Source organism: Lysobacter humi (ex Lee et al. 2017) (assembly GCF_054781815.1).
The window spans coordinates 134915-159424 of record NZ_BAAGTR010000005.1 but is presented as its reverse complement, the minus strand read 5'-3'; the positions used below and the strand labels follow the sequence as shown (position 1 = coordinate 159424).

General features: G+C 70.6%; 16 protein-coding genes and 1 riboswitch. Of the genes, 7 read left to right on the top strand and 9 right to left on the bottom strand.

Going from position 1 to position 24510, the window contains the following annotated elements; all coding sequences use genetic code 11:
• Positions 1-65: 65 nt before the first annotated feature.
• The 4 genes from ACYVJJ_RS04385 to ACYVJJ_RS04370 are packed head-to-tail and all read right to left on the bottom strand — an operon-like array spanning position 66 to position 4649.
• Positions 66-1289 (bottom strand): ABC transporter permease, encoded by a 1224-nt coding sequence (locus ACYVJJ_RS04385; RefSeq protein ID WP_460831420.1) that lies wholly within the window; start codon positions 1287-1289, stop codon positions 66-68.
• A gap of 12 nt (positions 1290-1301) precedes the next feature.
• Positions 1302-2612: an ABC transporter permease gene (locus ACYVJJ_RS04380; protein ID WP_460831418.1), complete on the bottom strand. Its 1311-nt coding sequence runs from the start codon at positions 2610-2612 to the stop codon at positions 1302-1304.
• A gap of 10 nt (positions 2613-2622) precedes the next feature.
• The gene (locus ACYVJJ_RS04375) at positions 2623-3342 is read right to left on the bottom strand and encodes an ABC transporter ATP-binding protein (RefSeq protein ID WP_460831417.1); all 720 of its coding nucleotides are present in this window, start codon (positions 3340-3342) and stop codon (positions 2623-2625) included.
• Between the two features lie 32 nt (positions 3343-3374).
• A complete protein-coding gene (locus tag ACYVJJ_RS04370; protein WP_460831416.1) occupies positions 3375-4649 on the bottom strand; it encodes an efflux RND transporter periplasmic adaptor subunit in 1275 nt (424 codons plus the stop codon).
• 180 nt (positions 4650-4829) lie between these two features.
• On the opposite strand from ACYVJJ_RS04370, the gene glmS reads away from it, so the two are divergent.
• From glmS to ACYVJJ_RS04350, 4 genes are all read left to right on the top strand, one after another.
• A complete protein-coding gene (gene glmS / locus ACYVJJ_RS04365; protein ID WP_460831414.1) occupies positions 4830-6659 on the top strand; it encodes a glutamine--fructose-6-phosphate transaminase (isomerizing) in 1830 nt (609 codons plus the stop codon).
• 5 nt (positions 6660-6664) lie between these two features.
• Entirely contained in the window at positions 6665-7018 is a 354-nt protein-coding gene (locus ACYVJJ_RS04360; RefSeq protein WP_460831413.1) for a DUF3147 family protein, read from the top strand.
• Between the two features lie 185 nt (positions 7019-7203).
• Complete coding sequence (locus ACYVJJ_RS04355; RefSeq protein WP_460831412.1) at positions 7204-7692, top strand: hypothetical protein; 489 nt, start codon at positions 7204-7206, stop codon at positions 7690-7692.
• Positions 7693-7757: 65 nt separating this feature from the next.
• A complete protein-coding gene (locus ACYVJJ_RS04350) occupies positions 7758-11579 on the top strand; it encodes a PAS domain S-box protein (protein ID WP_460831411.1) in 3822 nt (1273 codons plus the stop codon).
• Between the two features lie 54 nt (positions 11580-11633).
• On the opposite strand, the gene btuB is transcribed toward ACYVJJ_RS04350, so the two are convergent.
• The 3 genes from btuB to ACYVJJ_RS04335 all read right to left on the bottom strand — a co-directional run bounded on the left by btuB (position 11634) and on the right by ACYVJJ_RS04335 (position 14723).
• A complete protein-coding gene (btuB, locus tag ACYVJJ_RS04345) occupies positions 11634-13469 on the bottom strand; it encodes a TonB-dependent vitamin B12 receptor (RefSeq protein ID WP_460831410.1) in 1836 nt (611 codons plus the stop codon).
• Positions 13470-13594: 125 nt separating this feature from the next.
• A riboswitch (cobalamin riboswitch) is annotated at positions 13595-13822 on the bottom strand.
• Positions 13823-13854: 32 nt separating this feature from the next.
• A complete protein-coding gene (locus tag ACYVJJ_RS04340; RefSeq protein WP_460831409.1) occupies positions 13855-14235 on the bottom strand; it encodes a TfoX/Sxy family protein in 381 nt (126 codons plus the stop codon).
• On the bottom strand, positions 14235-14723 hold the full coding sequence (locus ACYVJJ_RS04335; protein WP_460831407.1) for a GAF domain-containing protein: 489 nt from the start codon (positions 14721-14723) through the stop codon (positions 14235-14237). The genes ACYVJJ_RS04340 and ACYVJJ_RS04335 overlap by 1 nt, the downstream gene beginning before the upstream one ends.
• 155 nt (positions 14724-14878) lie before the next feature.
• On the opposite strand from ACYVJJ_RS04335, the gene ACYVJJ_RS04330 reads away from it, so the two are divergent.
• Positions 14879-16030: an efflux RND transporter periplasmic adaptor subunit gene (locus tag ACYVJJ_RS04330; protein WP_460831406.1), complete on the top strand. Its 1152-nt coding sequence runs from the start codon at positions 14879-14881 to the stop codon at positions 16028-16030.
• Between the two features lie 121 nt (positions 16031-16151).
• Positions 16152-19232 carry an efflux RND transporter permease subunit gene (locus ACYVJJ_RS04325; RefSeq protein ID WP_460831404.1) on the top strand — a complete coding sequence of 1027 codons (3081 nt, stop codon included), beginning with the start codon at positions 16152-16154 and terminating at the stop codon, positions 19230-19232.
• A gap of 394 nt (positions 19233-19626) precedes the next feature.
• Here ACYVJJ_RS04325 and ACYVJJ_RS04320 read toward each other — a convergent pair whose 3' ends face one another.
• Both ACYVJJ_RS04320 and queD read right to left on the bottom strand, forming a co-directional pair.
• A complete protein-coding gene (locus ACYVJJ_RS04320) occupies positions 19627-20082 on the bottom strand; it encodes a phasin family protein (RefSeq protein WP_460831402.1) in 456 nt (151 codons plus the stop codon).
• Positions 20083-20237: 155 nt separating this feature from the next.
• Positions 20238-20609, bottom strand: a complete 372-nt coding sequence (gene queD / locus ACYVJJ_RS04315; RefSeq protein WP_460831400.1) for a 6-carboxytetrahydropterin synthase QueD — start codon at positions 20607-20609, stop codon at positions 20238-20240.
• 102 nt (positions 20610-20711) lie between these two features.
• Here queD and ACYVJJ_RS04310 point away from each other — a divergent pair, with 102 nt between their 5' ends.
• Positions 20712-24380 (top strand): PAS domain S-box protein, encoded by a 3669-nt coding sequence (locus ACYVJJ_RS04310; RefSeq protein WP_460831399.1) that lies wholly within the window; start codon positions 20712-20714, stop codon positions 24378-24380.
• The last annotated feature ends 130 nt before the right edge of the window (positions 24381-24510 follow it).

Below are 24510 nucleotides of genomic sequence, written 5' to 3'. Positions count from 1 at the left end.
GTGGAGTGCCGCCTCCGCACGGGCGGAGGCGGCGGGTGGTGAGTCGATCGTCCCCGAGGGACGCGTCAGGCGCTGCGGGTCGCGATCGCCGGCGGCACCGCGGACGCGCGCCAGGCCGGTCCGTATACCGCCAGTATGCCCAAGCCCCAGAGCGTGAGCATGCCGAAGGCAAGGTATTCCAGCGGCAGGCGCGGCAACTCGAGCTTCGCGACGAGCAGCTGGTTCAGCCCCAGCGCGAGCGCGACGCCGAGCACGATGCCCACCGTGCTGATCATCGCGTTCTCGACGAGGAAGTAGCGCAGGATGTCGAAGCGCCGCGCACCGAGCGCACGCCGCACGCCGATCTGCTTGCGACGCTGCGTGACCCACAGGCTGGCGAGGCCGACGATGCCGCTGCCGGTGACCACGAGCAGGCCGATCGTGACCGCGAGCAGCATGCCCGCGACCGACTTCTCGGCCTGGTAGCGCTGCGCACGCGCGGTCTCGGCCGCATCGTTGAAGATCAGCACGCGATCGTCGCGCAGCTTGGCCAGCTGGTCCTCGGCGGCGCGCATCACGCGCTCGCGCTGCCCCGGCTCGGTGCGCACGATGTAGCTGGCCTGCGCGGCGAGTTGCCGCACCGGCAGCACGAAGCTGCTGTAGGCGTTGTCGCTCGACTGCGCGAACGGCGTCATCAGCTGGTCGATCACGCCGACCACCCGCATCGGGCGTGCGTCCGGCCCGCTGCCCAGATGCACGGTCTTGCCGACGACGTTCGCGTCATCCGGCCACAGGCGGCCGGCGAGCTGCTTGGTGACGATCACCACGTCCGCGCCGACGTTGCCCGTCTCCGGATCGAACGTCTCGACTTCCTGCGGCGTGAAATCGCGGCCCTCGACGAACTTCGAGCCGTAGGCCTCGGTGACCGTGTCCGGCGTGAAGTAGGCGGCCGCCCCCAGGCCCGACGACGGGTCCGTCGGGCGGGTCGAGAGCGACAGGCCCCAGCCGCTCTGGGTCATCGGGAACTGGTTCGTCCACGCGGCGCTCGCGACGCCCGGGATGGCCTTGAGGACTTCGACGTCACGCTTCTGCATCGCTTCCGTGTCCGGGATCTCCCCCGTGCCGTCGAAGGTCAGGTAGAAGGTGTTCGCCTCGTCGATGCCGCTGGGTCGCGCGGAGCGGTCGAGCCGGTCCTTCACGATGTAGAGCGCATTGGAGATGATCGCGAGCGTCAGCGCGATCTGCGCGGCGATGAGTACCGCGCCGGTCTTGCTGCGCAGCAGGGAGGAGAGGATGGGGCGGATTTCCATGACGTTCTCCGGTCACTGCGACTTGAGTTGGACGGCCGGACGCACCAGGCAGGCGCGCCAGGTGGGCAGCAGGCCGGCGAGCAGGCTGGCGCCGAGCGACAGGCCGAACGCCGTGGCGAGCATCACGCCGTCCATGCGCGCCATCGCCTCGATCTGCTCGGACTGCGAGGCCATGTAGGCGAGGATCGCGAAGGCGAGCCCCACGCCGACCACGCCCCCGACCACGCCGACCACGCCCGACTCGATCAGGTACTGCTTGAACACCTCGGCGCGCGTGGCGCCGAGCGCGCGGCGTACGCCGATCTCGCCGCTGCGCGCGGTGAACTTCGCGAGCAGCAGGCCCACCACGTTGACCAGGCAGACCAGCAGGAAGCCGAAGGCGAGCCACGTCTGCAGGCGGCTGTCATCGCCGACCACTTCCTGCTCCTCCAGCCACTCCATCACGCTGTAGAGGCGGTTGTTGACCGGTCGCTCGAAGCGGCCGAACTTCTTCTGCTCGGTCACGTAGTTGTCGAGGAATGCCTTGTACTCCGTGCGGGCGCCGGCCGACGCGAGCTCGACCCAGAACTGGACCCAGACGCATTCGGAGTTCATCAGGCCCTTGTAGCCAGGCTCGAGCTCGCCATTGATGTTGCAGTTGACCGAGCCCTGCGGATCCATCTCGTTGGCGATGGCGTTCGCAAAGGGCAGGTAGATGTCCTCGAAATCGAAGGTGTTCCCGCCGATCAGGCGATAGAACTTCGGCAGGGGCGCCCAGTCGCCGACCACGCCGGTGACGGTGTAGTCGCGACGGTCGAAGCGGACGGTCTTGCCGACGGGATCGGCATCGCCGAAGGCACGCTCGGCCAGGTCGCGCGAGATCACGGCCACGTTCCCGCCGCGCGAGTCGTCCTCCGCGCTCCAGGCACCACCGCGATCGAACGGGACGTCGAACATCGCGAAGAAGTCCGCATTGACCGCCGCACCCTGGGTCAGCATCGGGCGGGCACCCGCCTTGCCGGTCTCCACCGCGCCGCCGATGCCGAGCAGCGCCGTCGAGCGCTGGCTCTTGCCGGATGCGCGCAGGGCCATCGCATCGCGATAGGTGAGCTGCGGCGGCGGGTCGTCGCTGGGGTCGGGTTGCTGCGCGGGTGCATTGTCGAGCAGCGGCACGAACAGGCGGTCGGACTTCTGCGGGATGGGATCGCCGCTCATCACGTACAGCAGCGTGAGCGAGGACATGCTCGCCGCCACGCCGACGGCCAGGGTGAGCACCATCAGCGCGGTGAGCACCGGATTTCGCCGCAGGTTGCGGACGCCGAGCTTGAGGTAGTAACCGAGCATGGCGGCGTCCTCAGACCGGCTGCGAGGCGAGCGAGGCGGCCACCGCGCTGAGCGCCGGGCCGTGCGAGATGTCGGTCACCTGCCCGTCGATGATGTGCACGTTGCGCTGCGAGCGTGCAGCCAGTTCGGGATCGTGCGTGACCATGATGATGGTCGTGCCCTCGCCGTTGAGCTCCTCGAGCAGCTCCATCACGCCCCGCGCCATCTGCGAGTCGAGGTTGCCCGTGGGCTCGTCGGCGAGCAGCAGGCGCGGGCTGCCGGCCAGCGCGCGCGCGATCGCCACGCGCTGCTGCTGGCCGCCCGAGAGCTCGGCCGGGTAGTGCTTCATGCGCGAGGACAGGCCGACGCGCTCGAGCGCCTGCTCGATGCGCTTCTTGCGATCGGCCGCGCTGAAACCGCGGTAGCGCAGTGGCACATCGACGTTGTCGAAGAGATTCAGGTCGGCGATCAGGTTGAAGCCCTGGAAGATGAAGCCGATCTTCTCGTTGCGCAGGCGCGAGCGCTGGTTGTCGTTGAGCCCGCGCGTGTCCACGCCGTCCAGCCAGAACTCGCCGCCGGAGAAGTCCTCCAGCAGGCCCGCGATGTTGAGGAACGTGGTCTTGCCTGAACCTGAGGGGCCGGTGACCGCGACGAATTCGCCTTCCTTGACGTGGATGTCGAAGCCCCGCAGCGCGTGCGTCTCGATCATGTGGGTGCGGTAGACCTTGCTGAGCTGGGACATGCGGAGCATGGCGGGATCCTTCTGCGGGGATGGGAATGCGGTTACTGGGCGATGGAGACGCGCGCGGCGTCGCCGAAGGTGTCGCTGCCGGCGATGACCAGGCGATCGCCCGGCTTGGCGCCGTCGAGGATCTCGACCGCGGCGATGCTGGTCGCGCCGATGCGCAGGGGGCGCTTCTCGGCCGTATCGCCGTCGACGAAGTAGGCGTAGCGGCCGCCGTGCGCGTCGACGAACGGGCCGCGCGCCACCATCAGCACGCCCGGCTTCTCCTCGATCAGCACGCGCGCGGTCACGCGCTGGTTCTGGCGCAGGCCGGGCGGCTGCTTGCCGTCGGCGAATCGCACGCGGGCGAGCACCTGGCGGTTGACCACCTCGGGCGAGACGGACGCGATCGTCGCGAGCGCGGTCACCGCGCCGATGCGGACTTCCGCGGTCATGCCCAGGCCGAGGTCCTCCGCATACGTCTCGGGCACCTCGAGCTCGACCTCGAGCTGCGAGAGGTCGACGACGGTGAGCAGCGCGGTGTTCGCTGCGACGACCGCACGCTCGGCGACGAGCGTGGTGCCGATCACGCCGTCGATCGGTGCGCGCACCTCGAGCTCGGCCACGCGGCGTGCGAGCTCGGAAACCACCAGGCGCTGGCGCTGCGCCTGCTGCGCGCTGGTCTGCACGCTGAAGCCGGCGCTGCTGCCGGCAAGCTGCGCACCGCGCACCGCGTTGCGATGGCGGATCTGCGCGGTCTTGAGCGCGTCCTGCGCGCGCAGGTAGTCGATCTCGGCGAGCGCACCGCCCTCGAAGCCGCGGCGCGTGCGGTCGAGGTCGCGCTGCGCGGCCTGCAGCGCGATCGCGGCCTCGTCCGCTTCCTGCTTGGCGTCCAGCCGGCTGCGCGAGGCGGCGATGCGCGCGGTGCCGGATTCGGCCTCCATCTGCTGCAGCGTGGACCGCTCGCGCAGCAGTTCGCTCTCGAGCTCGGGCGAGACGAGCCGCGCGAGCACGTCGCCCTTCTTCACGGTGTCGCCCGCCTTCTTCTCGAAGACGACGGTCGCGGAGACGGGCGCGTACAGCGTCGGGCTGACCGCCGCGACCACGCGCCCGTTCACGGACGCGTCGCGCACCAGCGTGCCGCGGGTGACCTCGGCGATGCGCAGGCGGTCGGCGTCGATCGAGCGGCTGCCGCCGAAGCGGGCGGAGACGCCGAAGGCGAGGAGGGCGGCCACCGCGGCGCCACCGCCGGCCAGCAGCAGGCGCTTCCGGCGCCGGCCCGGTGCGGGCGTCGAGACGGGGATGTCCTGCGCGGAGGTGTCGCGGATGCTCATGGAATACGGCTCGCTCGAACGATGCGTTGCAAGCGGCTTTAAGCACGGAACGTGCCAGCGGCAAGTACTTGATCGCAAAGGCTCCGATGCGCGCGGCCGGTGTCCGCGGACACCCGCACTGTCCGGCGGACAGGGGTGCCGGCGGCTACACTAGCCGCCTTCCCGGAGGAGCTCCCCCCAATGTGCGGCATCGTCGGCGCGATCGCGGATCGCGATGTGGTCCCCGTCCTCGTCGAGGGCCTCAAGCGCCTCGAGTACCGCGGCTATGACTCCGCCGGCATCGCCGTCATCGACCACGACGAGGTCCGCCGCGTGCGCCGCACCGGCCGGGTGGCCGAGATGGAGGCCGCCGCGCGCGAGGAAGGCTTCGCGGCCTCGATCGGCATCGGCCACACGCGCTGGGCCACCCATGGCGGCGTGACCGAGGCCAATGCGCATCCGCACACCAGCCACGGCGTCGCGCTGGTCCACAACGGCATCATCGAGAACCACGAGGCGCAGCGCGAGCGCCTGCGCGCGCTCGGCTACACGTTCGAGTCGCAGACCGACACCGAGGTCATCGCGCACCTCATCCACTCGCACCTCGCGCAGGGCAACGACCTGCTCGGCGCGGTGCAACGCGCCGTGCGCGAGCTGCACGGCGCGTACGCGCTGGCGGTGGTGAGCCGGCAGGAACCGGGTCGCCTCGTGGCGGCGCGCATGGGCTGCCCGCTGCTGGTCGGCCTCGGCGAGGGGGAAAACTTCGTCGCCAGCGACGTCTCGGCGATCGTGCAGGCCACGCGCCGCGTCATTTTCCTCGAAGAGGGCGACACGGCCGACGTCACCCGCGCCGGGGTGCGCGTCTTCGACGGCGAGGGCAAGGCGATCGAGCGCTCGGTGCACATGTCCGACGTCTCGCTCGCCTCGCTGGAGCTCGGTCCCTACCGGCACTTCATGCAGAAGGAGATCCACGAGCAGCCGCGCGCGGTCGCCGACACCATCGAGGCGCTGATGGACGAGGGCCGCTTCGACGCGAACCTGTTCGGCCAGGACGCCGAGAGCGTGCTGCGCGACGTCGAGGGCGTGCAGATCCTCGCCTGCGGCACCAGCTACTACGCCGGCCTGACCGCACGCTACTGGATCGAATCGATCGCCAAGCTGCCCTGCAGCGTGGAGATCGCGAGCGAGTACCGCTACCGCGATGCCGTCGCGAACCCGAAGCACCTCATCGTCACCATTTCGCAGTCGGGCGAGACGCTCGACACGATGGAAGCGCTCAAGTACGCCAAGAGCCTCGGTCACGAGAAGACGCTGTCGATCTGCAACGTGCCCGAGAGCGCGATCCCGCGTGCGAGCCGGCTCGTCTACTACACCCGCGCCGGCGCCGAGATCGGCGTGGCCTCGACCAAGGCCTTCACCACGCAGCTCGTCGCCCTCTTCACGCTGACCTGCACGCTCGCGAAGCTGCGCGGGCACCTGTCGGCGGAGCAGGAAGCGGCGCACATCGATGCGCTGCGCCAGCTGCCGGGCACGGTGCAGCACGCGCTCAACCTCGAGCCGCAGGTCATGGCCTGGAGCGAACGTTTCTCGCCGAAGCAGCATGCGCTGTTCCTGGGCCGCGGCATGCATTACCCGATCGCACTCGAGGGCGCACTCAAGCTCAAGGAGATCAGCTACATCCACGCCGAGGCGTACCCGGCGGGCGAGCTCAAGCACGGCCCGCTCGCGCTTGTGGACGAGGCGATGCCGGTCGTCGTGATCGCCCCGAACGACGCGCTGCTGGAGAAGGTGAAGTCCAACATCCAGGAAGTGCGTGCGCGCGGCGGCGAGATGTTCGTCTTCGCCGACGCGGACAGCCAGTTCGGCGAGTCCGAGCAGGTGCACGTGATCCGCACGCCGCGCAATGTCGGCGTGCTCTCGCCGATCGTGCATGCGATCCCGGTGCAGATGCTGGCCTACCACGCCGCGCTCGCCCGCGGCACCGACGTCGACAAGCCGCGCAACCTCGCGAAGTCCGTCACGGTCGAGTAGGGCGCGTGGCCTGGCTCGCCGTGAAGTACGCGATCACCGCCGCGCTGGTGGTGATCGTCTCCGAGGCGGCCAAGCGCAGCGATCGCCTGGGCGGCCTCGTCGCGGCGCTTCCGCTCGTCACGGTGCTCGCGCTGGTCTGGCTGCATGTCGAGAAGCAGCCCGAGGCCAAGATCGCGAGCCACGCCTGGTACACGTTCTGGTACGTGCTGCCGACGCTGCCGATGTTCCTGCTGTTCCCGATGCTGCTCGCGCGCTTCGGCTTCTGGCCGGCGCTCGGCGCGTCCGCCGCGATCACGATCGCGTGCTTCGTGCTGACCGCGTGGGCGGCGAAGCCGTTCGGCATCGTCCTGCTGCCCTGAGCCGCAGCGTGACCGCGCTCACGCCACGAGGCTGAGCGTTTCACGAACCTTCGACCGCGCCCTCTTGAGTCGGCGTGTAACTGCTGCCTACAGTCGAAGCCGGCACGGCCGATGACCGTGTCATGGCTCCCGGGCGCCTCGCGCCGTCGCGAGGCCCTCGTGGGCGGCTTCGACGCGAGGTGTGTATGTCCGCAATGCTGCAGGGTGCGCCTGCCGAGCTGTGGCAGGCCCTGGTCCATGAGGCAGGGGCGCGCGCGGGTTGTCCGCTCGACGCGCATCGCGAGAGCTACCTGGTCTTCGTGCTGCTGCGCCACCAGCGCGACGGGCAGCTCCTCGCGCGCACGCAGGCGCTCGAATGGCTGCAGGCGCAATCGCAGGCCGGCAGCCTGCGCGAGGAGATGCTGCGCGACGTCGGCGACCACTGCCTGCTGATCGCCGGCTTGTACCCGGCGTTGGCCGAGCGCCGGCGCGTCACCGTCGACTACTTCGTCGAGCTCGGGCGCAGCGCCTATCTCTCGATCGCCGACGCGGGGCGTTCCGCCTATGCGGCGCTGTTCGGGCAGATGGCGGGGAGCTATATCGAGCTGGTGCGCACGCTGCGCGCCGTCCGGCCGGTGGCGCCGGACCTGCCCTGGCAGGAGCCCTGGCTGCTGCCCGCCGGTGCACGCCACTGATCCACGGGCGGCACGGTTTCCTGTCTAATCGGGGCTTCGCCCTCGGGCAAGGGCAGGGAGCCCACGTGGTGGACGGCGACGCGATCTTCTCGGCACTGCCGCGCGACTCGGAGACGGTCGCGATGCTCCTGCGTACCGACTGGTCGGCCACGCCGCTCGGGCCCGCCGAGACCTGGCCCGAGGCGCTGCGCGTCGCGGTCGGCATCTGCATGAACTCGCGCTTCCCCATGTTCGTCTGGTGGGGCGGCGAGTTGATCAATGTCTACAACGATGCCTACACGCCCATACTCGGTGCGCGGCATCCGGCGGCGTTCGGCCGCCCCGCCCAGGGCACGTGGCAGGACATATGGGACGTGGTCGGCCCACAGGCGCGCGCCGTGATGGAGCGCGGCGAGGCGACCTGGAACGAGCGCGTCCTGCTGGTGATGGAGCGCCACGGCTACACCGAGCAGACGTGGTTCACGTGGTCCTACAGCGCCATCCCCGACGGGCGCGGCGGCATCGGCGGCCTGTTCTGCGCCTGCACGGAAGAGACCGGGCGGGTGCAGGCCGAGCGCGAGCGCGACATGCTGCTCGAGGAGCTCGAGTACGAGCGCGGGCAACTCGCGCAGGCCTTCGAGCAGTCGCCCGCGTTGATCGCCCTCACCCGTGGCGCCACGCACGTCGTGGAATTCGCGAACGACCGCCTGCTCGACCTCGTCGGCGGTCGCCCTATCCTCGGCCTGCCCGCGCGCGACGCCTGGCCGGAGGCGGCGGCGGTCCACGCGATCCTCGACGACGCCCGGGCGAGCCACGAGCCCATCGTCGCGCGCGAGTTGCCGCTGCCGGCCCGACGTGAGGCCGACGGGCCCACCGAAACGCGCTACGTCGACTTCACCTTTCGCGCCCGTCGCGGGCCCCACGGCGAGGTCACCGGCGTGCTCGCGCACGGCGTGGACGTCACCGAGCGCCGGCACTCGGAAGCGCGCGACCGCTTTTTCCTGCGGCTGGACGAGTCCGTGCGTGCGCTCGCCGACCCCGCCGCGATCATCGGCACGTATACGCGGGCGGTCGCCGAACACCTGCAGGCCGACCGCTGCGCCTATGCCGACGTCGACGAGGCGGCGGGCACGTTCGACCTCGTCGGCGACCACGCGCGCGGCGTGCCCACGATCGTCGGCCGTTACCGGCTCGAGGACTTCGGCGAGCACTTCGCGCGGCTCACGCGTGCCGGCGCGCCCTACCGCATCGACGACATCGAGGTCTCACCGCTCGCGCCGCCCAACCTCGAGGCGTACCGCCGGGTCGGTATCCGTGCGGTGGTGAGCGTGCCGGTCATGAAGGGCGGGCAGGTCGTCGCCTGCATGGCGGTGCACCAGACCGCGCCGCGCGCCTGGACCGACGAGGACGTCGACCTGCTCCGGCAGGTCGCGTCGCGCTGCTGGGACTCGTTGGAGCGTGCGCGCATCGAGCGGGAGCTTCGCCTCAGCGAGCGTCGCTACCGCGCGGCGCTCGATGCGACGAGCTCGATCGTCTGGAGCTTTTCGTCCACCGGCGAGATGCAGGTGCCGCAGCCGGGCTGGGAGGCGTTTACCGGGCAGACGTTCGAGGCCAGCCGCGGCTACGGCTGGGTCGCCGCGCTGCATCCCGACGACGCCGACGCCGCGCTCGCCGCGTGGGCCGATGCGGTCGCCGGCGAGCACGCGCTCCACCAGCGCCAGCGACTGCGCCGGCGCGACGGCGCCTGGCGCATCTGCGACGTGCGCGCGGTGCCGGTGCGCGACGAGGACGGGCAGGTCCTCGAATGGGTCGGTACGCATGCCGACGTCACCGAGCGCGTCGAGTTCGAGCGCTCGCTGCAGGAGAGCGAGGCACGGTTCCGCACCATGTCCGACCAGGCTCCCGTGATGGTCTGGGTGACGCGCGCGGATGGCTTCTGCGAATACCTCAACGCCCGCTGGTACGAGTTCACCGGGCAGCGCGAGGCCGAGGCGATCGGCTACGGCTGGCTCGATGCCGTGCATCCCGACGATGCGGAGCGTTCGAAGGCCACGTTCGTGCGTGCCAATGCCGCGCACGAGGCGTTCTCGTTCGAATACCGCCTGCGTCGTGCCGATGGCGCCTGGCGCTGGTGCGTCGACAGCGCGGTGCCGCGCTTCGACGGCGAGGGCACGTTCCTCGGCTTCGTCGGCTCGGTCATCGACATCACCGAGCGCAAGCGCGTGGAGGATGCGCTCACGTCCGAAAAGCGGGTGCTGGAGCTGATCGCGACCGGTTCGCCGCTGCACGACGTGCTCGAGACACTGCTCCTGCGCCTGGAGAGCCAGTCCACCGACGGCATGCTGTGCTCGGTGCTGCTGCTTGCCGAGGACGGCCAGTCGCTGCTGCGCGGTGCCGCGCCGAGCCTGCCGGAGCCGTACCGGCAGGCCTCGCACGGCTTGCCCGTCGGCCCGGGCGTGGGCGCCTGCGGCAGCGCCGCCTACGAGCGCCGTATGGTGATCTGCGCCGACATCGCGCACGACGCGCGGTGGGAAGGCGCGCAGGAGATCGCGGCCGAGCACGGCCTCGCCTCGTGCACGTCCAATCCGATCCTCGGCAGCGACGGCCGCCTGCTCGGCACGCTCGCCCTCTACTACCGCACGCCCCGTGCACCGGGCAGCCGCGACATGGAGCTCGCGCGGCTGGGCACGCATCTCGCGGGCATCGTGATCGAGAAGCACCAGCTCGACGAGCGCCTGCGCCGCTCGCTGGAATCCGAGCAGCAGGCGCGGCGCGTCGCCGAGCGTGCCAACCGCATGAAGGACGAGTTCCTCGCCACGCTGAGCCATGAGCTTCGCTCGCCGCTCAATGCGATCCTCGGCTGGGTCTCCATCCTGCGGCTGCGCAGCGGCCTGCCGCCCGAGGTCGTGCAGGGCGTCGACGTGATCGAGCGCAACGCCCGTGCGCAGGCGCAGATCATCGAGGACCTGCTGGACATGAGCTCGATCATCTCCGGCAAGATCTCGCTGGAGCGGCGCGAGGTCGACGTCGCCGCGCTCGTCCACAGTGCGATCGAGACCGCCCTGCCGAATGCACAGGCGCGTGGCCTGCAGCTCGAGGCGCGGATCGACGACGACGCACGCGTCGCGGTCGAGGGCGACCCGAACCGGCTGCAGCAGGTCATGTGGAACCTGCTCAGCAACGCCATCAAGTTCACGCCGAACGGTGGCAGCGTCGACGTGCACGTGCGGCGGGCGGACGGGCACCTCGAGATCGCGGTGCGTGACACGGGTGCCGGCATCGACGCCGCCTTCCTGCCGCATGTCTTCGAGCGCTTCCGCCAGGCCGACGCCTCGATGAGCCGACGCCACGGCGGTCTTGGCCTCGGGCTCTCGATCGTGCGGTCGCTCGTCGAGCTCCATCACGGCACGGTGCGCGCCGAGAGCGCGGGCCTCGGGCAGGGCGCGGCCTTCGTCGTCGCGCTGCCCCTGCCGGTGCGGGCGCGGGTCGAGGCCACGCGCGACGACGGGCGCGCGGGCGGCCGGCTGCGGCTCGACGGCCTGCGCGTGCTGGTCGTCGACGACGATCCCGATGCGCGCACCGTGACGCGCTGGCTGCTCGACGAGGCCGGCGCCGCTGCCAGTGCCGCGGCCGATGCGCAGGATGCGCTCGAGCAGCTGGCGCACGCCGAGTTCGACGTGATGGTGAGCGATATCGGCATGCCGGGCGTGGACGGCTACGAGCTGATGCGCCGCGTCCGCGCGGGCGTCGCGCAGCCCGACATCCCCGCGGTCGCGCTCACCGCCTACGTTCGGCCGCAGGACCGCATCCGCGCGCGTGAGGCGGGCTTCCACGCCCACCTCGCCAAGCCGGTCGATGCACAGGCGCTCGTCGGCCTGCTCGCGCAGTGGGTGCGAGCGGCGTCCTGATGCGCGAAGGGGCCGCGTGTGCGGCCCCTCCGTGGTCCCGAGACGAACGCTCGCTCAGGGCGTCGGCGCGTAGCGCAGCGTCAGGAACCAGGTGCGGCCGGGCTGGTTGTAGAAGGCCACGGTCTCGTAGTCGCGGTCGAAGACGTTCGCCACGCGCGCCTGCAGGCGCCAGTCGCGCGCGAACGCGTATTCCGCGCGCAGGTCGACCAGGCCGTAGCCGCCGAGGCGACGGGTGTTTGCGAGGTCGTCGTAGCGCTCGCCTTCGGCCGACGCGGTGACGCCGAACCGGAAGGCGCCGAACGACCGGTCGAGATCGATGCGGCCGCTCGAGCGCGCGCGGCGGGGCAGGTACGGATCGACGCCGGCCACCGAACGATCGCGTGCATCGACGCGGCTCAGGCTGCCGGCGAGGTCCCAGTCGGCGAACGTCGCATTGACGGTGAGCTCGGCGCCGCGCAGGCGTGCGCGCTGGATGTTGTCCGGCGCGAACAGCAGGAAGTTGTAGGCGATCAGGTCCTCCACGCGCGAGTCGTAGGCATCGAAGCGGACGGCCATGGCGTCACTCGTCCAGCCGATGCCGGCCTCGACGGTGCGCGAGCGCTCCGGCTCGAGCTCGGGATTGCTGAAGCCGGGAAAGTAGAGCTCGTTGAACGTCGGCGCCTTGAACGCATTGCCCGCGCCGACCGTCGCCCGCCAGCCGCCGCCGAAGTCGACGCCCAGCGCGAGGTTGCCGGTCGAGTACTCGCCGAACTGGCCATTGTCGTCCTGCCGCGCGCTCGCCTGCAGGTCGACGGCGCCGAAGTCACCGAGGTACTGCGCGAACAGCGCGCGGTTGCCGCGGCGCGTGCGGTCGAAAGCGGTGGTGCTGCGCACGACGTCGCGCGTCCAGTCGAAGCCCACGCTGACGCGATGCGCGGGAGCCAACGCGAAGTCGCCCTGGAGCGTGGCGCTGTCGCGGTCGGTGGAGAAGAAGTTGCTGAAGATCGTGTCGTTGCGGAAGTTGTCGGACCCGTCGCGATTGCGACCGCCGGACAGGCGCAGCGTCGCGCTCTCAGACGGCGTCCACGCGAGCTCGCCGCCGACGACCTGCTGCACGGTCTCGGAGCGGTTCACGAACGAGCCGTCGTACTTGTTGTCGCCCTCCGCGCGCAGGGCATGGCCGGCGAAGGTGAGGCCGTCCGTGATCTCCAGGCCGCCGCGCAGCGAAAGCGCGTCGCGCGCGTAGCCGTCGCGATCGGGCTCGGTGGTGAAGCAGCCGGCGAATACCGGCGCACCGAAGCCGCGGCAGGCGTTGATGCCCTCCGACTGCTGCCGCGAGAAGTCGGCACCGATCCAGCCGCGGCCGATCGCGCCGCCGAAGCCCGCGCTCGCCTCGTACGTCTCGTGGCTGCCGATGCCGACGGCGAAGCGCGGCGCGGGCGCGCCCTTGTCGCGTCGGGTGAAGATCTGGATGACGCCGCCGATCGCCTCGCTGCCGTACAGGCTCGAGCGCGGGCCGCGCACGATCTCGATGCGCTCGATCAGCTCGATCGGCAGGTCCTGGAACGCGACCAGGCCCGACGTCGCCGAGCCCATGCGCACGCCGTCGACGAGGACCAGCACGTGGTCGGATTCGCTGCCGCGCAGGAAGACGGTGGTCAGCTTGCCGAGCCCGCCCTGGTTGCCGATCGAGACGCCCGCGCGGCCGCGCAGCAGCTCGGGCAGCGAGCGTGCCTGGCTGCGCTCGATCTCCTCGCGCTCGATGACCTCGACGGGCGCGACCGCATCGCGCACGGCCACCGGAATGCGATTGGCGGTCACCACGACCTCGTCAAGCGCGTCGGCCGACTGTGCGACGGCGGTCGGGGCGAGCGCGGCGAGCAGCGCGGCGGACAGGATTCGGAACTGCATTGGGTACGTCTCCGGCGGGCACGCGGCAGGCGTGCAGGAAAAGGTCGCGGAGGACGCACGAGCGGATGCGGCGCAGCAGCGCGCCGTGGCCGCTGCGACGCCCTCCGCATCGCATCAGTCGAGGGAAATTCCCCGTGCTCCAGGCCGGTCTCCGGGCTCGCGAGTGGATGCGGTCGCATCCGCCGCCGGCGCCTTCCCGTGACGTGGCGTCACAGTGGCCGATGCCGGGGCTTGGCTCGCTTACCGTTGCGGGGGCAGCGCCGGACTGGCGGATCGCTTCGATCGCGCGTCACCGGCTTCCCGTTTCAACCCGGCACCGAAGGCGGCGGGTCACCTGAAAGCGCGCGCAGTCTACGGCAACGGCCGCCGACATGCCTGCCGGCAATCAGAACGACAGCGTGTCGGGTGTGTCGGCAGTGGCATCCGCGTCGATCGCGGCCGGGTCCATCGCATCGCCCTGGATCACGATCACGTCGGATGCCGCCGGCGTGCGGCGCGAGCCGGGCAGCAGCGCGACCGCGGCCTGCGCCTGCGCGGCGAGCTCGCTGCGACGCATGGGATCGACCTGCTGCCAGTGGCAGCCCATCAGCGCGCCTTCCAGCGCGTAGAGCAGGTTGAGGCTCGGCTTGAAGCCGGCGCGCTTGACGCGTACGTAGGCCTCGAGCGCGCCGACTGCGAGCAGGTCGTCGTGCGTGCGCAGCCCGACCTGGCGCAGCCACGCCGACGACTTGCCGCCGATGTTGAGCAGCTTCGGCGCGGCGTCCATCAGGCGATCGACTCGACGAACGCGCGTGCGATCGCCTCGAGGCCGTGCTGGTCGTCGGCGTCGAAGCGGTCGGGTTCCGGGCTGTCGAGGTCGAAGACGCCCACGAGCGTGCCGTCCGCCGCGATCAGCGGCACGACGACTTCCGAGCGCGAGGCCGAATCGCAGGCGATGTGGCCGGGGAAGGCATGCACGTCGGGCACGCGCTGCGTCTCGCGCGTGCTCGCGGCCGCACCGCAGACGCCCTTGTCGAGCGGGATGCGCACGCAGGCCGGCAGCCCCTGGAACGGGCCGACGACCAGCTCGGTGCCGTCGAAGAAGTAGAAGCCCACCCAGTTGAGGTGCGGCAGCGCGTGGTAGACCAGCGCCGACAGGTTCGCCGCATTGGCGATGCGATCGCGCTCGCCATGCAGCAGGCCACGGGCCTGCTCGAGCAGCTGCGCGTACTGGTCCGGCTTGCCACCGGTCAGCGGGGAAGCGATGAAGGTCATGCGCGCAGTCTACCAGCGGGGTTCCGGCCGCCTGCCCGTGCAGGAGGTCATCGCACCGCCCAGCGCCGGTGGGCGCCGTCGCCCCCGACTTCCGGCACGTGATCGCCGGATCCGGCCACTCCTAAACTGGCGGGTACAGAATTGAGGAGAGCCGCATGCGTCGGGTCCTGTTGATGTCGGTCGTGCTGGTCGCCGGGCTTGCGGGACTCACCGCATGCGGGGGCGGCGATGCCAAGGGCCCGGGCGGCCCAGGCGGTGGCCCGGGCGGGCCGGGCGGTCCGCCGGGTGGCATGCAGCTTCCGGTCGAGACGTACGTCGTCAAGCCGCAGTCCTTCGCCGCCGGCGTGAGTGGCGTCGGCAGCCTGCGCGCGGACGAGCAGGTGGTGGTGCGGCCGGAAGTCGGCGGCCGCATCGCGCAGATCCACTTCACAGAAGGCACCTCGGTCCGTGCGGGGCAACCGCTGTTCTCGCTCGACGCGAGCCTCGCGCGTGCCTCGCTCAACGAGGCGGCCGCGAACCTCGAGAACAGCCGTCGCGCCGCTGCGCGCACGGGCCAGCTCATCGGCCAGCAGATGATCTCGCGCGCCGACCACGACCGCGCGCGCGCTGCCCTCGGTGTCGACCAGGCACGCGTCGCCTCCGCTCGTGCCGCGCTGTCGAAGATGACCCTCACCGCGCCGTTCTCCGGGCAGGTCGGCCTGCGCGAGGTCAGCGTCGGCGAGGTGGTCAACGCCGGGCAGGCGCTGGTCACGCTGGTCCGGCTGGATCCGATCGAGGTCGACTTCAGCGTGCCGGAGAGCCAGATCCCGAACCTGCGCCGCGGCCAGAAGGTGCGCATCGAGGTGGACGCCTATCCGGGCGACAGCTTCGGCGGCGAGGTGGTGGCGATCGACCCGGTGATCGACCCGGTCAGCCGCAGCTCGCGCCTGCGCGCACGCATCGGCAACCCCGATGGCCGACTGCGCCCGGGCCAGTTCGCGCGCCTGCAGCTCGACACCGGCGCAGGCCAGACCACGGCGCTGCTCGTGCCGGAGCAGGCGCTCATGCAGGACGGCGCGACGCGCTTCGTCTACACGGTGGTGGCCGGGAAGGCCAAGCGCACCGAGATCCGCACGGGCGCGCGTACGCCGGGCTTCGTGCAGGTCACCGACGGCCTCGCCGCGGGCGACGTGGTGATCACGGCCGGGCAGGCGAAGCCGATGATGCGCGATGGCGTGCCGGTGGCGTCGGTGAATGCGCCGGCAGCCCCTGCGAACGCGGCGACGCCGGCGAAGCCGTCGTCGACGACTACTGCACCGGCGAAGTAACCAGCGAAGGCCCGGAGCGGGCCACACGGATCCGAAGTCGCCCGCGACGAGGATCCACGAAATACCAGCGTGACGCGCCCGCCCGCACTCCGATGCGGGCACCGAACCGACGAGGCGACCCGTGGTCCTTTCCGACATCTCCATCCGCCGCCCGGTCTTCGCCTGGGTGATCAACATCGTGGTCGTGCTGGTCGGCATCGTCGCCTACACGCGGCTCCCGGTGCGCCTGATCCCGAACGTCGACACGCCCGTCGTCACCGTGAGCACGAGCTATCCCGGCGCGAGCGCGCAGGTGATCGAGTCGCAGATCACCCAGCCGATCGAGGACGCGCTGTCGGGCGTGGAGGGCATCGAATACATCCAGTCGGTGAGCCGCGAGCAGTCGAGCCAGGTCTCGATCCGCTTCCGCCTCGACCGTGATCCCGAAGCGGCCGCGTCCGACGTGCGCGACCGCGTCGGTCAGGCGCGCGACTTCCTGCCCGAGGAAGCGCGCGAGCCGATCGTGCAGAAGCAGGAGGCCGACGCCCAGCCGATCATCTGGATGGCGTTCACATCCGACCGCCACACGAAGCCCGAACTCGCCGATCTCGCCGACCGCCTGGTCAAGGACCGCGTGCAGACGATCCCCGGCGTCGCGCAGGCGCAGGTGATGGGCACGCGCCACGCGATGCGCATCTGGCTGCAGCCGCAGCGCCTGGCCGGCTTCGGGCTCACGCCGCAGGACGTCGAGGCCGCGCTGCGCCAGCAGAACGTGGAGATCCCCGCCGGACGCGTCGAAGGTACGGCGCGCGAGTTCAGCGTTCTGTCGGAGACCGACCTGCGTACGCCCGCGCAGTTCGGCGAGATCTCGCTCGGCGAGTCCAACGGTGCCGTGGTGCGCTTGCGCGACGTCGCCAAGGTCGAGCTCGGCGCGCAGGAGGACCGCTTCCGTGCCCGCTTCAACGGCCGCGATGCAGTGCCGCTGGGCGTGGTCAAGCAGGCGGTCGCCAATCCGCTGGAAATCAGCGCGGGCCTCAAGGCGATGATCCCGGAGATCCAGCGCACGCTGCCCGAAGGCGTGAAGGTCGAGATCGCCTACGACTCGACGGTCTTCATCGAAAAGTCGATCGAGGAAGTGCGCAACACGATCGTCGAGGCCGTCGTGCTCGTGGTGATCGTGATCTTCCTGTTCCTGCGCAGCTGGCGCGCGGTGCTGGTCCCGCTGATCACCATCCCCGTCTCGCTGATCGGCGCCTTCGCGTTGATGTACGCGTTCGGTTTCACCATCAACACGCTCACGCTGCTGGCGATGGTGCTGGCGATCGGCCTGGTGGTCGACGACGCGATCGTGATGCTCGAGAACATCTACCGGCACGTGGAGGAGGGCATGCCGCCCTTCGAGGCGGCGCTGAAGGGTTCGAAGGAGATCGGCTTCGCGATCGTCGCGATGACGCTCACGCTGGTGGCCGTCTACGTGCCGCTCGCCTTCTCGACCGGCCGCACCGGCAAGCTGTTCGTCGAGTTCGCGCTGACGCTCGCCGGCGCGGTGCTCGTGTCCGGCTTCACCGCGCTGACGCTGTCGCCGATGATGTCGTCCAAGCTGCTCAAGACCAACGAGCAGCACGGGCGCTTCTACCTGGCCGGCGAGCGCGTGCTGCGCCGCCTCGACGACGCCTACCGCCGCGTGCTGCAGGCGGCATTGCGCTGGCGCTGGGCGGTGATCGCGGGCGGCCTCGCGCTGTTCGTCGGCGCCGGGGCGCTCTACATGTTTCTGCCGAAGGAACTCGCGCCGCAGGAGGACCAGGGCCTGGTCATCGGCTTCGGCGTCGCGCCCGAAGGTTCCACGGTCGAGTACACCGACAAGTACGCGCGCCAGATGGAAGGCATCTTCGCGAAGACGCCGCATGTCGACCGCTACTTCCAGATCGTCGGCTTCCCGTCGATCACGTCCACCATCGGCTTCGTGGGCCTGGAGGACTGGTCGAAGCGCGACATGAAGTCCTCCGACGTGCAGGGCATGCTCTTCCCGCAGTTCATGGGCATCCCGGGCGTGATGGCCTTCCCGACGCTCCCGCCCGCGCTGGGCCAGCAGGGCTTCGGCCAGCCGGTGAGCTTCGTCGTGCAGACCACCGGCTCGTGGGACGAGCTGGGCGCCACGGTGCAGAAGCTCATGGCGAAGATGGCGGAGAACCCGCAGCTCACCAATCCCGACACGGACCTCAAGCTCGACAAGCCGCAGCTGAAGATCGACGTGAACCGCGACAAGGTCGCCTCCGTGGGCAGCAACGTCTCGGCCGTGGGTCGCACGCTGGAGACGATGCTCGGCGGGCGCAACGTGACGCGCTTCAAGATGGGCAGCGAGCAGTACGACGTGATCGTGCAGGTCGAGGACGCGGATCGCCGCACGCCGGGGGATCTCTCCAACATCTACGTGCGCGGCAGCGATGGCGCGATGGTGCAGCTGTCGAACCTCGTCGACGTGCGCGAGACCGTGGCCGCCAAGGAGCTCAACCACTTCAACAAGCTGCGCTCGGCGACGATCAGCGCGGGCCTCGCGCCCGGCTATGCGATGGGTGATGCGCTGACGTGGATGGAGGGCGCGCTGAAGGAGGTCGCGCCGGATGCGCAGTACGACCTCTCCGGCCAGAGCCGCGAGCTGCGCGAGTCGTCGAACGAGTTCGGCTTCATCCTCGGCCTTGCGCTGCTCTTCATCTTCCTCGTGCTCGCCGCGCAGTTCGAGAGCTGGGTCGATCCGTTCATCATCCTGCTTTCCGTGCCGCTCGCGGTCTTCGGCGCGTTCCTTGCGCTCAAGTTCACCGGGGGCAGCTGGAACATCTATTCGCAGATCGGCATCGTCACGCTTATCGGCCTGATCTCGAAGCACGGCATCCTGATCGTGGAGTTCGCGAACCAGTTGCAGGAGCGCGGCGAGGCGAAGCTGGAGGCCGTGGTCGACGCCGCGGCGCTGCGCCTGCGGCCCATCCTGATGACGACGGGTGCGATGGTGCTCGGCGCAGTGCCGCTCGCGATCGCGACGGGCGCCGGTGCCGAGGCGCGCAACCAGATCGGCTGGGTGATCGTGGGCGGCATGACGATCGGTACGCTGTTCACGCTGTTCGTGGTGCCGGTCGTCTACCTGCTGCTTGCGCGCGATCACCGCGCGGCGGCGCAGCGCCTGCAGGCGCACGACGTGGCGCGCCCGGTGGGAAATCCGGCGCACTGAGGCGCGTCGCGGCGTTGGAGCGTCGAGGTGCTGGAAACGGCCGGGAGTTCCCGGCCGTTTCCGTTTTCGGGCGCATGCGTGGCGACTGTCGTTATCGCGCCCGCGATCTCTTCTGCGGACATCGACACTGGGCGCCGGGCATGCGGGCCGGTTCGTGCGAGTTGCAGCAGGTGGCGAACGTGCGGGGTCGATGGTCGGAGTAGCGCTGCGCCGAGAGGCGGCCGGTGCTTAGCCGGGGTGTGGTGCCCTCGCCGGGTAAAGCGGTATCGATGGGACGCCGCGCGTGGCGACGCGTTCGTCGGCGCGGGCATGCGGGTGTCCACCTTGCGCCAACAAAAAAACCCGGCAGCCGAAGCTGCCGGGTTCGATTTCCAGTGGGAACTGGAGAGAGCGGTTACTTGTTCTTCTGGCCGGTCGCGGCGTTTGCGGCCTGCTGGGTCGCCTCGGTGGCGCCCTTGGTGGCCTGCGCGAACTGCTCCTGAGCCTGCTTGACGGTCTCGTTCGCGCCACGGGCGGCGGCTTCGAACTGGCCCTTGGCGATCTGCGCGACGGCCTCGTTGGCCTTCACGACGCGGCCCAGGACGTCCTGGCCGGTGGTCAGCGTGCGCTCGACGTTCTCGCGCGCGACCTGCGCGCCCTTCGGCCACAGCGCCTTGGCGCCGTCGAAGTCACGGACCTGCGAGGCCTCGCCGAGGAAGGCGAAGGTCGCCGTGGCGCGGTCCTCGATCGCGGCGAGCTGCAGGCCGAAGATCGCCTGCGCGTTCTCGAGGGCGAGACGGTTGATCCGGGCGGCCGTGTCGGCAAACTCGCGGGTGGCGTTGGCGAACTGGTCGTTCATCTGTGCGTACATGGCGGACTCCTGATGCGGCCCGAAGACCGGTACTGCGTGGATGGTGCGTTGCAGCATAGGCGCGCCCATGTTGCGCTGCAACAACCGTTCGTCGGACGTTGCCGGCAGCTCAGGAACCTGATAGCGGCTGTAGCGCGGCGCCTACGGCCGTTCGATCACGCCACTTCTGGCGCCGGGCCGGTGTAGCGGCAGCCGGAGGTGCAGGTCTCGTGCACCGTGACCTCGGCCAGCAGCGGCAGCGAAGGCGCCAGCCGGTCCCAGATCCACATCGCGAGCCGTTCGCTCGTCGGGTTCTCCAGGCCCTCAATATCGTTGAGGTAGTGGTGGTCGAGCCGGTCATAGATCGGGCGGAATGCGGCCTTGATATCCGCGAAGTCCATGACCCAGCCGGTCTCCGCGCCCGGCTCGCCCCGGACCCGGATCTCCACCCGGAACGAATGCCCGTGCAGTCGCGCGCACTTGTGGCCGGACGGGACGTTCGGCAGCCGGTGGGCGGCCTCGAGCGTAAAGACCTTGAAGATATCCATGCCGCCATTGTACGGACGCCACGCGGCCGGCCGCCCGGTGTGCAGCCGGCGTGAAAATGACGTCTGTTAACGTGCGGTTTCCCCCGATTCCGTACGCGCAACGTGCCGCTCAACCCCCCGAATCCCCCGTTCCAGTCCGGCCCGACGCCTCCGGGGCGCAGCGGGCGGCCGTGGGTGATCACCGCGCACGTCCTGCTGCTCGCGGCGGCGTATGCGCTGCTCGCCTATCCGGGGCTGCGCTGGGGAATCGTGCACGGGGTCGGCGCCCCGGTGTGGCCGGCGGCCGGCGTCGCGCTGGCGGGGCTGCTGTTCGGCGGGGCCCGCCTGTGGCCGGGCGTCCTGCTGGGTTACCTGCTGGCCGCTGCGCTCAACGGCTCTCCGCATGCCCCTTGGGCGATCACGGTGGTCGCGACGGGCAATACGCTGGCGGCGCTTGCCGGATGGTGGATGCTCCGGCGGCTCGGCTTCCATCCCGCGATGGAGACCTCCCGCGACTACATCCTGTTCCTCGGCGCGGCCACGCTCGCCGCCGGCGTTGCGACCGCGGTCGGCACCTTCACGCTCGGGGTCTCGTTCCGGCTCGACGCGGCGGGCCTGCAGGCGTTCGCGTCGCACTGGTTCCTCGGCGATCTGGGCGGCGTGCTGCTGGTCGGTACGCTCCTGCTGGCCTGGACGCAGGCACGCCTGGTGCGGGTGCCGGGCGGCGCGCTGCAGTTCGCCGGCTGCCTGGGACTGACCGCGATGGTCGGCGCCTACGTCTTTCTGCGCCAGGACGAGCGGCTCTACACGTTCCTCGGCTTCGTCCCGCTGATCTGGGCCGCGCTCGCGCTGCGCCTGCGCGGTGCGAGCCTGGCCTGCACGATGATGGCCCTGTTCGGCATCTGCGGCACGGCGCTCGGCTACGGCCCGTTCTCCAGCGAGGATCTCGACCAGCGCTACCTCGACCTGCAGCTGTTCGTCGTGGTGATGGCGGTGGCGATCCAGGTGCTCGCGGTCGTCGCCGACGAGCGCCGCGCGCAGAAAGCGCTGATGCTCAGCGAGGCGCGGCTCAAGCTGGCGCTCGAGGCGTCGGACACCGGGCTCTGGAAGCTCGACATGGCGACCGGCGCGATGAGCTTCTCGCCCGAGTGCAGCCGCATCACGGGCTTGGGCCCGCGCGCGTTCGACGGCACGCGCAGCGGCGTGGTGCAGCTCCTGCATCCCGACGACCAGCCCGGCGTGCGCGCGGCATTCCGGCGGGCGATGGAGACGCGCGGCCTGTTCGAGGCGCAGTTCCGGCTGTGCCGCCCCGACGCCGGGGATCTCTGGATCGAGGCGCGCGGCCGTGCGCTGTACGGCTCCGACGGGCGTGCGCACACCGTGCTCGGCACGCTCACCGACGTCACCGAGCGCCGCGAGGCCGCGCGCCGGCTCGCCGACCAGGCCCGCCTGCTCGACCTCACCACCGACGGCATCTACATCCGCGACCTCGACGGCACGATCAGCTACTGGAACGCCGGCGCGGCGGCGATGTACGGCTACAGCGCCGACGAAGCCATCGGCCGCAAGGCCTGGCAGCTGCTCAATACCGAGTTTCCGGAGCCGTTCGGCGACATCGAGGCGCGGCTCCACGCCGACGACCGCTGGGAAGGCGAGATCGCGCAGTACCGCAGCGACGGCGGTCGCCTGCACGTGCACGCGCGCTGGGTGCTCACGCGCGATCCCGAGGGGCGCCCGCAGGGCGTCATGCACACCAATACCGACATCACCACGCGCAAGCAGGCCGAGGAGACCGGCGTCTTCCTCGCCGAGCTCGACCGCCGCATCGCACAGGCCGGCAGCGCGGACGAGGTCGGCGACGCGGGTCTTGCGCTGCTCGGCGAGCACCTGCGCCTGCTGCGCTGCACGCTCACCGACATCGATCTCGACCACGGCCGCATCCGCACGCTGCACGAATGGACCGATGGCGCGCCGCGTGTCTTCGGTGCGTTCGACGCGCGCGAGTTCTTCACCACCGAGCTGGGAATGGCGCTCGCGTCGGGCGAGACGGTTGCCGTCAACGACCTGCGCAGCGATCCGCTCACCGCGCCGTTCGCGGCGAACTACCTCCCCTACGGCACGGTCGCGCTCGCCGCGGTCTCCTATGTGGTCGAAGGGCGGCTCACCGGCACGCTCACGATCGCTTCGGGTCGTCCACGCACCTGGCGGGCACACGAGCTGAAGCTGTTGCGCGAGGTCGTCGCGCGCCTGTGGCCGGCGATCGAGCGCGCGCGCTCGGTGGCGGCGCTGCGCGAATCCGAGGCGCGCTTCCGGCAGATGGCCGATACCGCGCCGATCATGATCTACGTCACCGAGCCGGACGGCCGCTGCACCTACGTGAGCCGGCGCTGGTCGGAATTCACCGGCCGCATGGCGGAGGCGGAGCTCGGTTTCGGCTGGGCCGACGTGCTGCACCCCGACGACCGCGAGCGCGTGCATGCCGCATTCGAGGCCGCCAACGACGCGCAGGAAGCGCACGTGCTCGAGTACCGCGCGCTCCGCTGGGACGGCGCCTATCGCTGGATGCATGCGACGGGCCGCCCGCGCTTCGGCGCCGGCAGCGAGTTCCTCGGCTTCATCGGCGGCATCCTCGACATCACCGAGCGCCGCGAGGCCGAAGAAGCGCTGCGCGAGGCCGATCGCCGCAAGGACGAGTTCCTCGCCACGCTCGCGCACGAGCTGCGCAACCCGCTCGCGCCGATCCGCAGCGGCCTGCACGTGCTCAACCTCACGGCCGATGCCGAGATCGCGCGGCGCACGCGGCAGATGATGGACCGCCAGCTCGACCACATGGTGCGGCTCGTCGACGATCTGCTCGACGTCTCGCGCATCACCAGCGGCAAGGTGGTGCTGCAGCGCCAGCGCATCAGCCTGCAGGACGCCGTGCGCGCGGCGATCGAGTCGGCGCGGCCGTCGATCGAATCGGCGCGCCACCGGCTCGTCGTCGACCTCGACGAGGCGCCGCTGTGCGTCGATGCCGATCCCACGCGCATCGCGCAGGTGATCGGCAACCTGCTGACCAATGCGGCGAAGTACACGCCCGATGGCGGCGAGGTCCGGCTGCATGCGCATGCCTGCGACGGCGAGGCCTGCCTCAGCGTCACCGACACCGGGCTCGGTATCCCGCCCGAGGCGATCGGCGAGGTCTTCGGCATGTTCGCGCAGGTCAACCGCACGCTCGATCGCGCGCAGGGCGGCCTCGGCATCGGCTTGGCGCTCGCGCGGCGGCTCGTCGAGATGCACGGCGGCGCGATCGTCGCCGAAAGCGCGGGCCTGGGGCAGGGCAGCACGTTCACGGTGCGCCTACCTCTTGCCGCGGAAGCACCGGCGGGCGACGTCGCGATGCGCGGGGACGCACCGACGCCGCACGCGCGGCGGGTTCTCGTCGTCGACGACAACCGCGACGCGGCCGAGAGCCTGGCGATGATGCTCGAGCTTGAAGGGCATGCCACGCGCGGGGCGTTCTCCGGCGCGGACGGGCTCGAGGTCGCGCGCGGCCTCGGGCCCGACGTCGCCTTCCTCGACCTCGGCATGCCCGGCATGAACGGCTACGAGCTTGCCCGCGCACTGCGGGCGCTGCCAGGGCTCGATGGGATCTACCTCGTCGCCGTGAGCGGTTGGGGCGGCGAGGAGGACAAGCGACAGTCGGCGGACGCGGGCTTCGACCTGCACCTGACCAAACCGGTCAGCGTGGCGACGGTGCATGACGCGATGCGGCGCCTCGATGGGGTGGAGGCGGCAGCGGTCGGCTAGATGCGTCGCTGCGTGGGCCCCCGCGGCGTGCAGTCGGTCGCAGCGTGCGAACCGACCGATCATCGTCTGCGACCTACGCAGTACCTGCCGTGCGACCAGAACGATGGCGGCTTAATGAGCGCGACACGGC

Bases quoted from the DNA above. Each gene is read 5' to 3' on its own strand.
- ACYVJJ_RS04330 (WP_460831406.1), top strand. From the start codon at position 14,879: ATGCGTCGGGTCCTGTTGATGTCGGTCGTGCTGGTCGCCGGGCTTGCG.
- ACYVJJ_RS04385 (WP_460831420.1), bottom strand. From the start codon at position 1,289: ATGGAAATCCGCCCCATCCTCTCCTCCCTGCTGCGCAGCAAGACCGGC.
- ACYVJJ_RS04380 (WP_460831418.1), bottom strand. From the start codon at position 2,612: ATGCTCGGTTACTACCTCAAGCTCGGCGTCCGCAACCTGCGGCGAAAT.
- queD (WP_460831400.1), bottom strand. From the start codon at position 20,609: ATGGATATCTTCAAGGTCTTTACGCTCGAGGCCGCCCACCGGCTGCCG.
- glmS (WP_460831414.1), top strand. From the start codon at position 4,830: ATGTGCGGCATCGTCGGCGCGATCGCGGATCGCGATGTGGTCCCCGTC.
- ACYVJJ_RS04340 (WP_460831409.1), bottom strand. From the start codon at position 14,235: ATGGACGCCGCGCCGAAGCTGCTCAACATCGGCGGCAAGTCGTCGGCG.
- ACYVJJ_RS04320 (WP_460831402.1), bottom strand. From the start codon at position 20,082: ATGTACGCACAGATGAACGACCAGTTCGCCAACGCCACCCGCGAGTTT.
- ACYVJJ_RS04370 (WP_460831416.1), bottom strand. From the start codon at position 4,649: ATGAGCATCCGCGACACCTCCGCGCAGGACATCCCCGTCTCGACGCCC.
- ACYVJJ_RS04375 (WP_460831417.1), bottom strand. From the start codon at position 3,342: ATGCTCCGCATGTCCCAGCTCAGCAAGGTCTACCGCACCCACATGATC.
- ACYVJJ_RS04335 (WP_460831407.1), bottom strand. From the start codon at position 14,723: ATGACCTTCATCGCTTCCCCGCTGACCGGTGGCAAGCCGGACCAGTAC.
- ACYVJJ_RS04355 (WP_460831412.1), top strand. From the start codon at position 7,204: ATGTCCGCAATGCTGCAGGGTGCGCCTGCCGAGCTGTGGCAGGCCCTG.
- btuB (WP_460831410.1), bottom strand. From the start codon at position 13,469: ATGCAGTTCCGAATCCTGTCCGCCGCGCTGCTCGCCGCGCTCGCCCCG.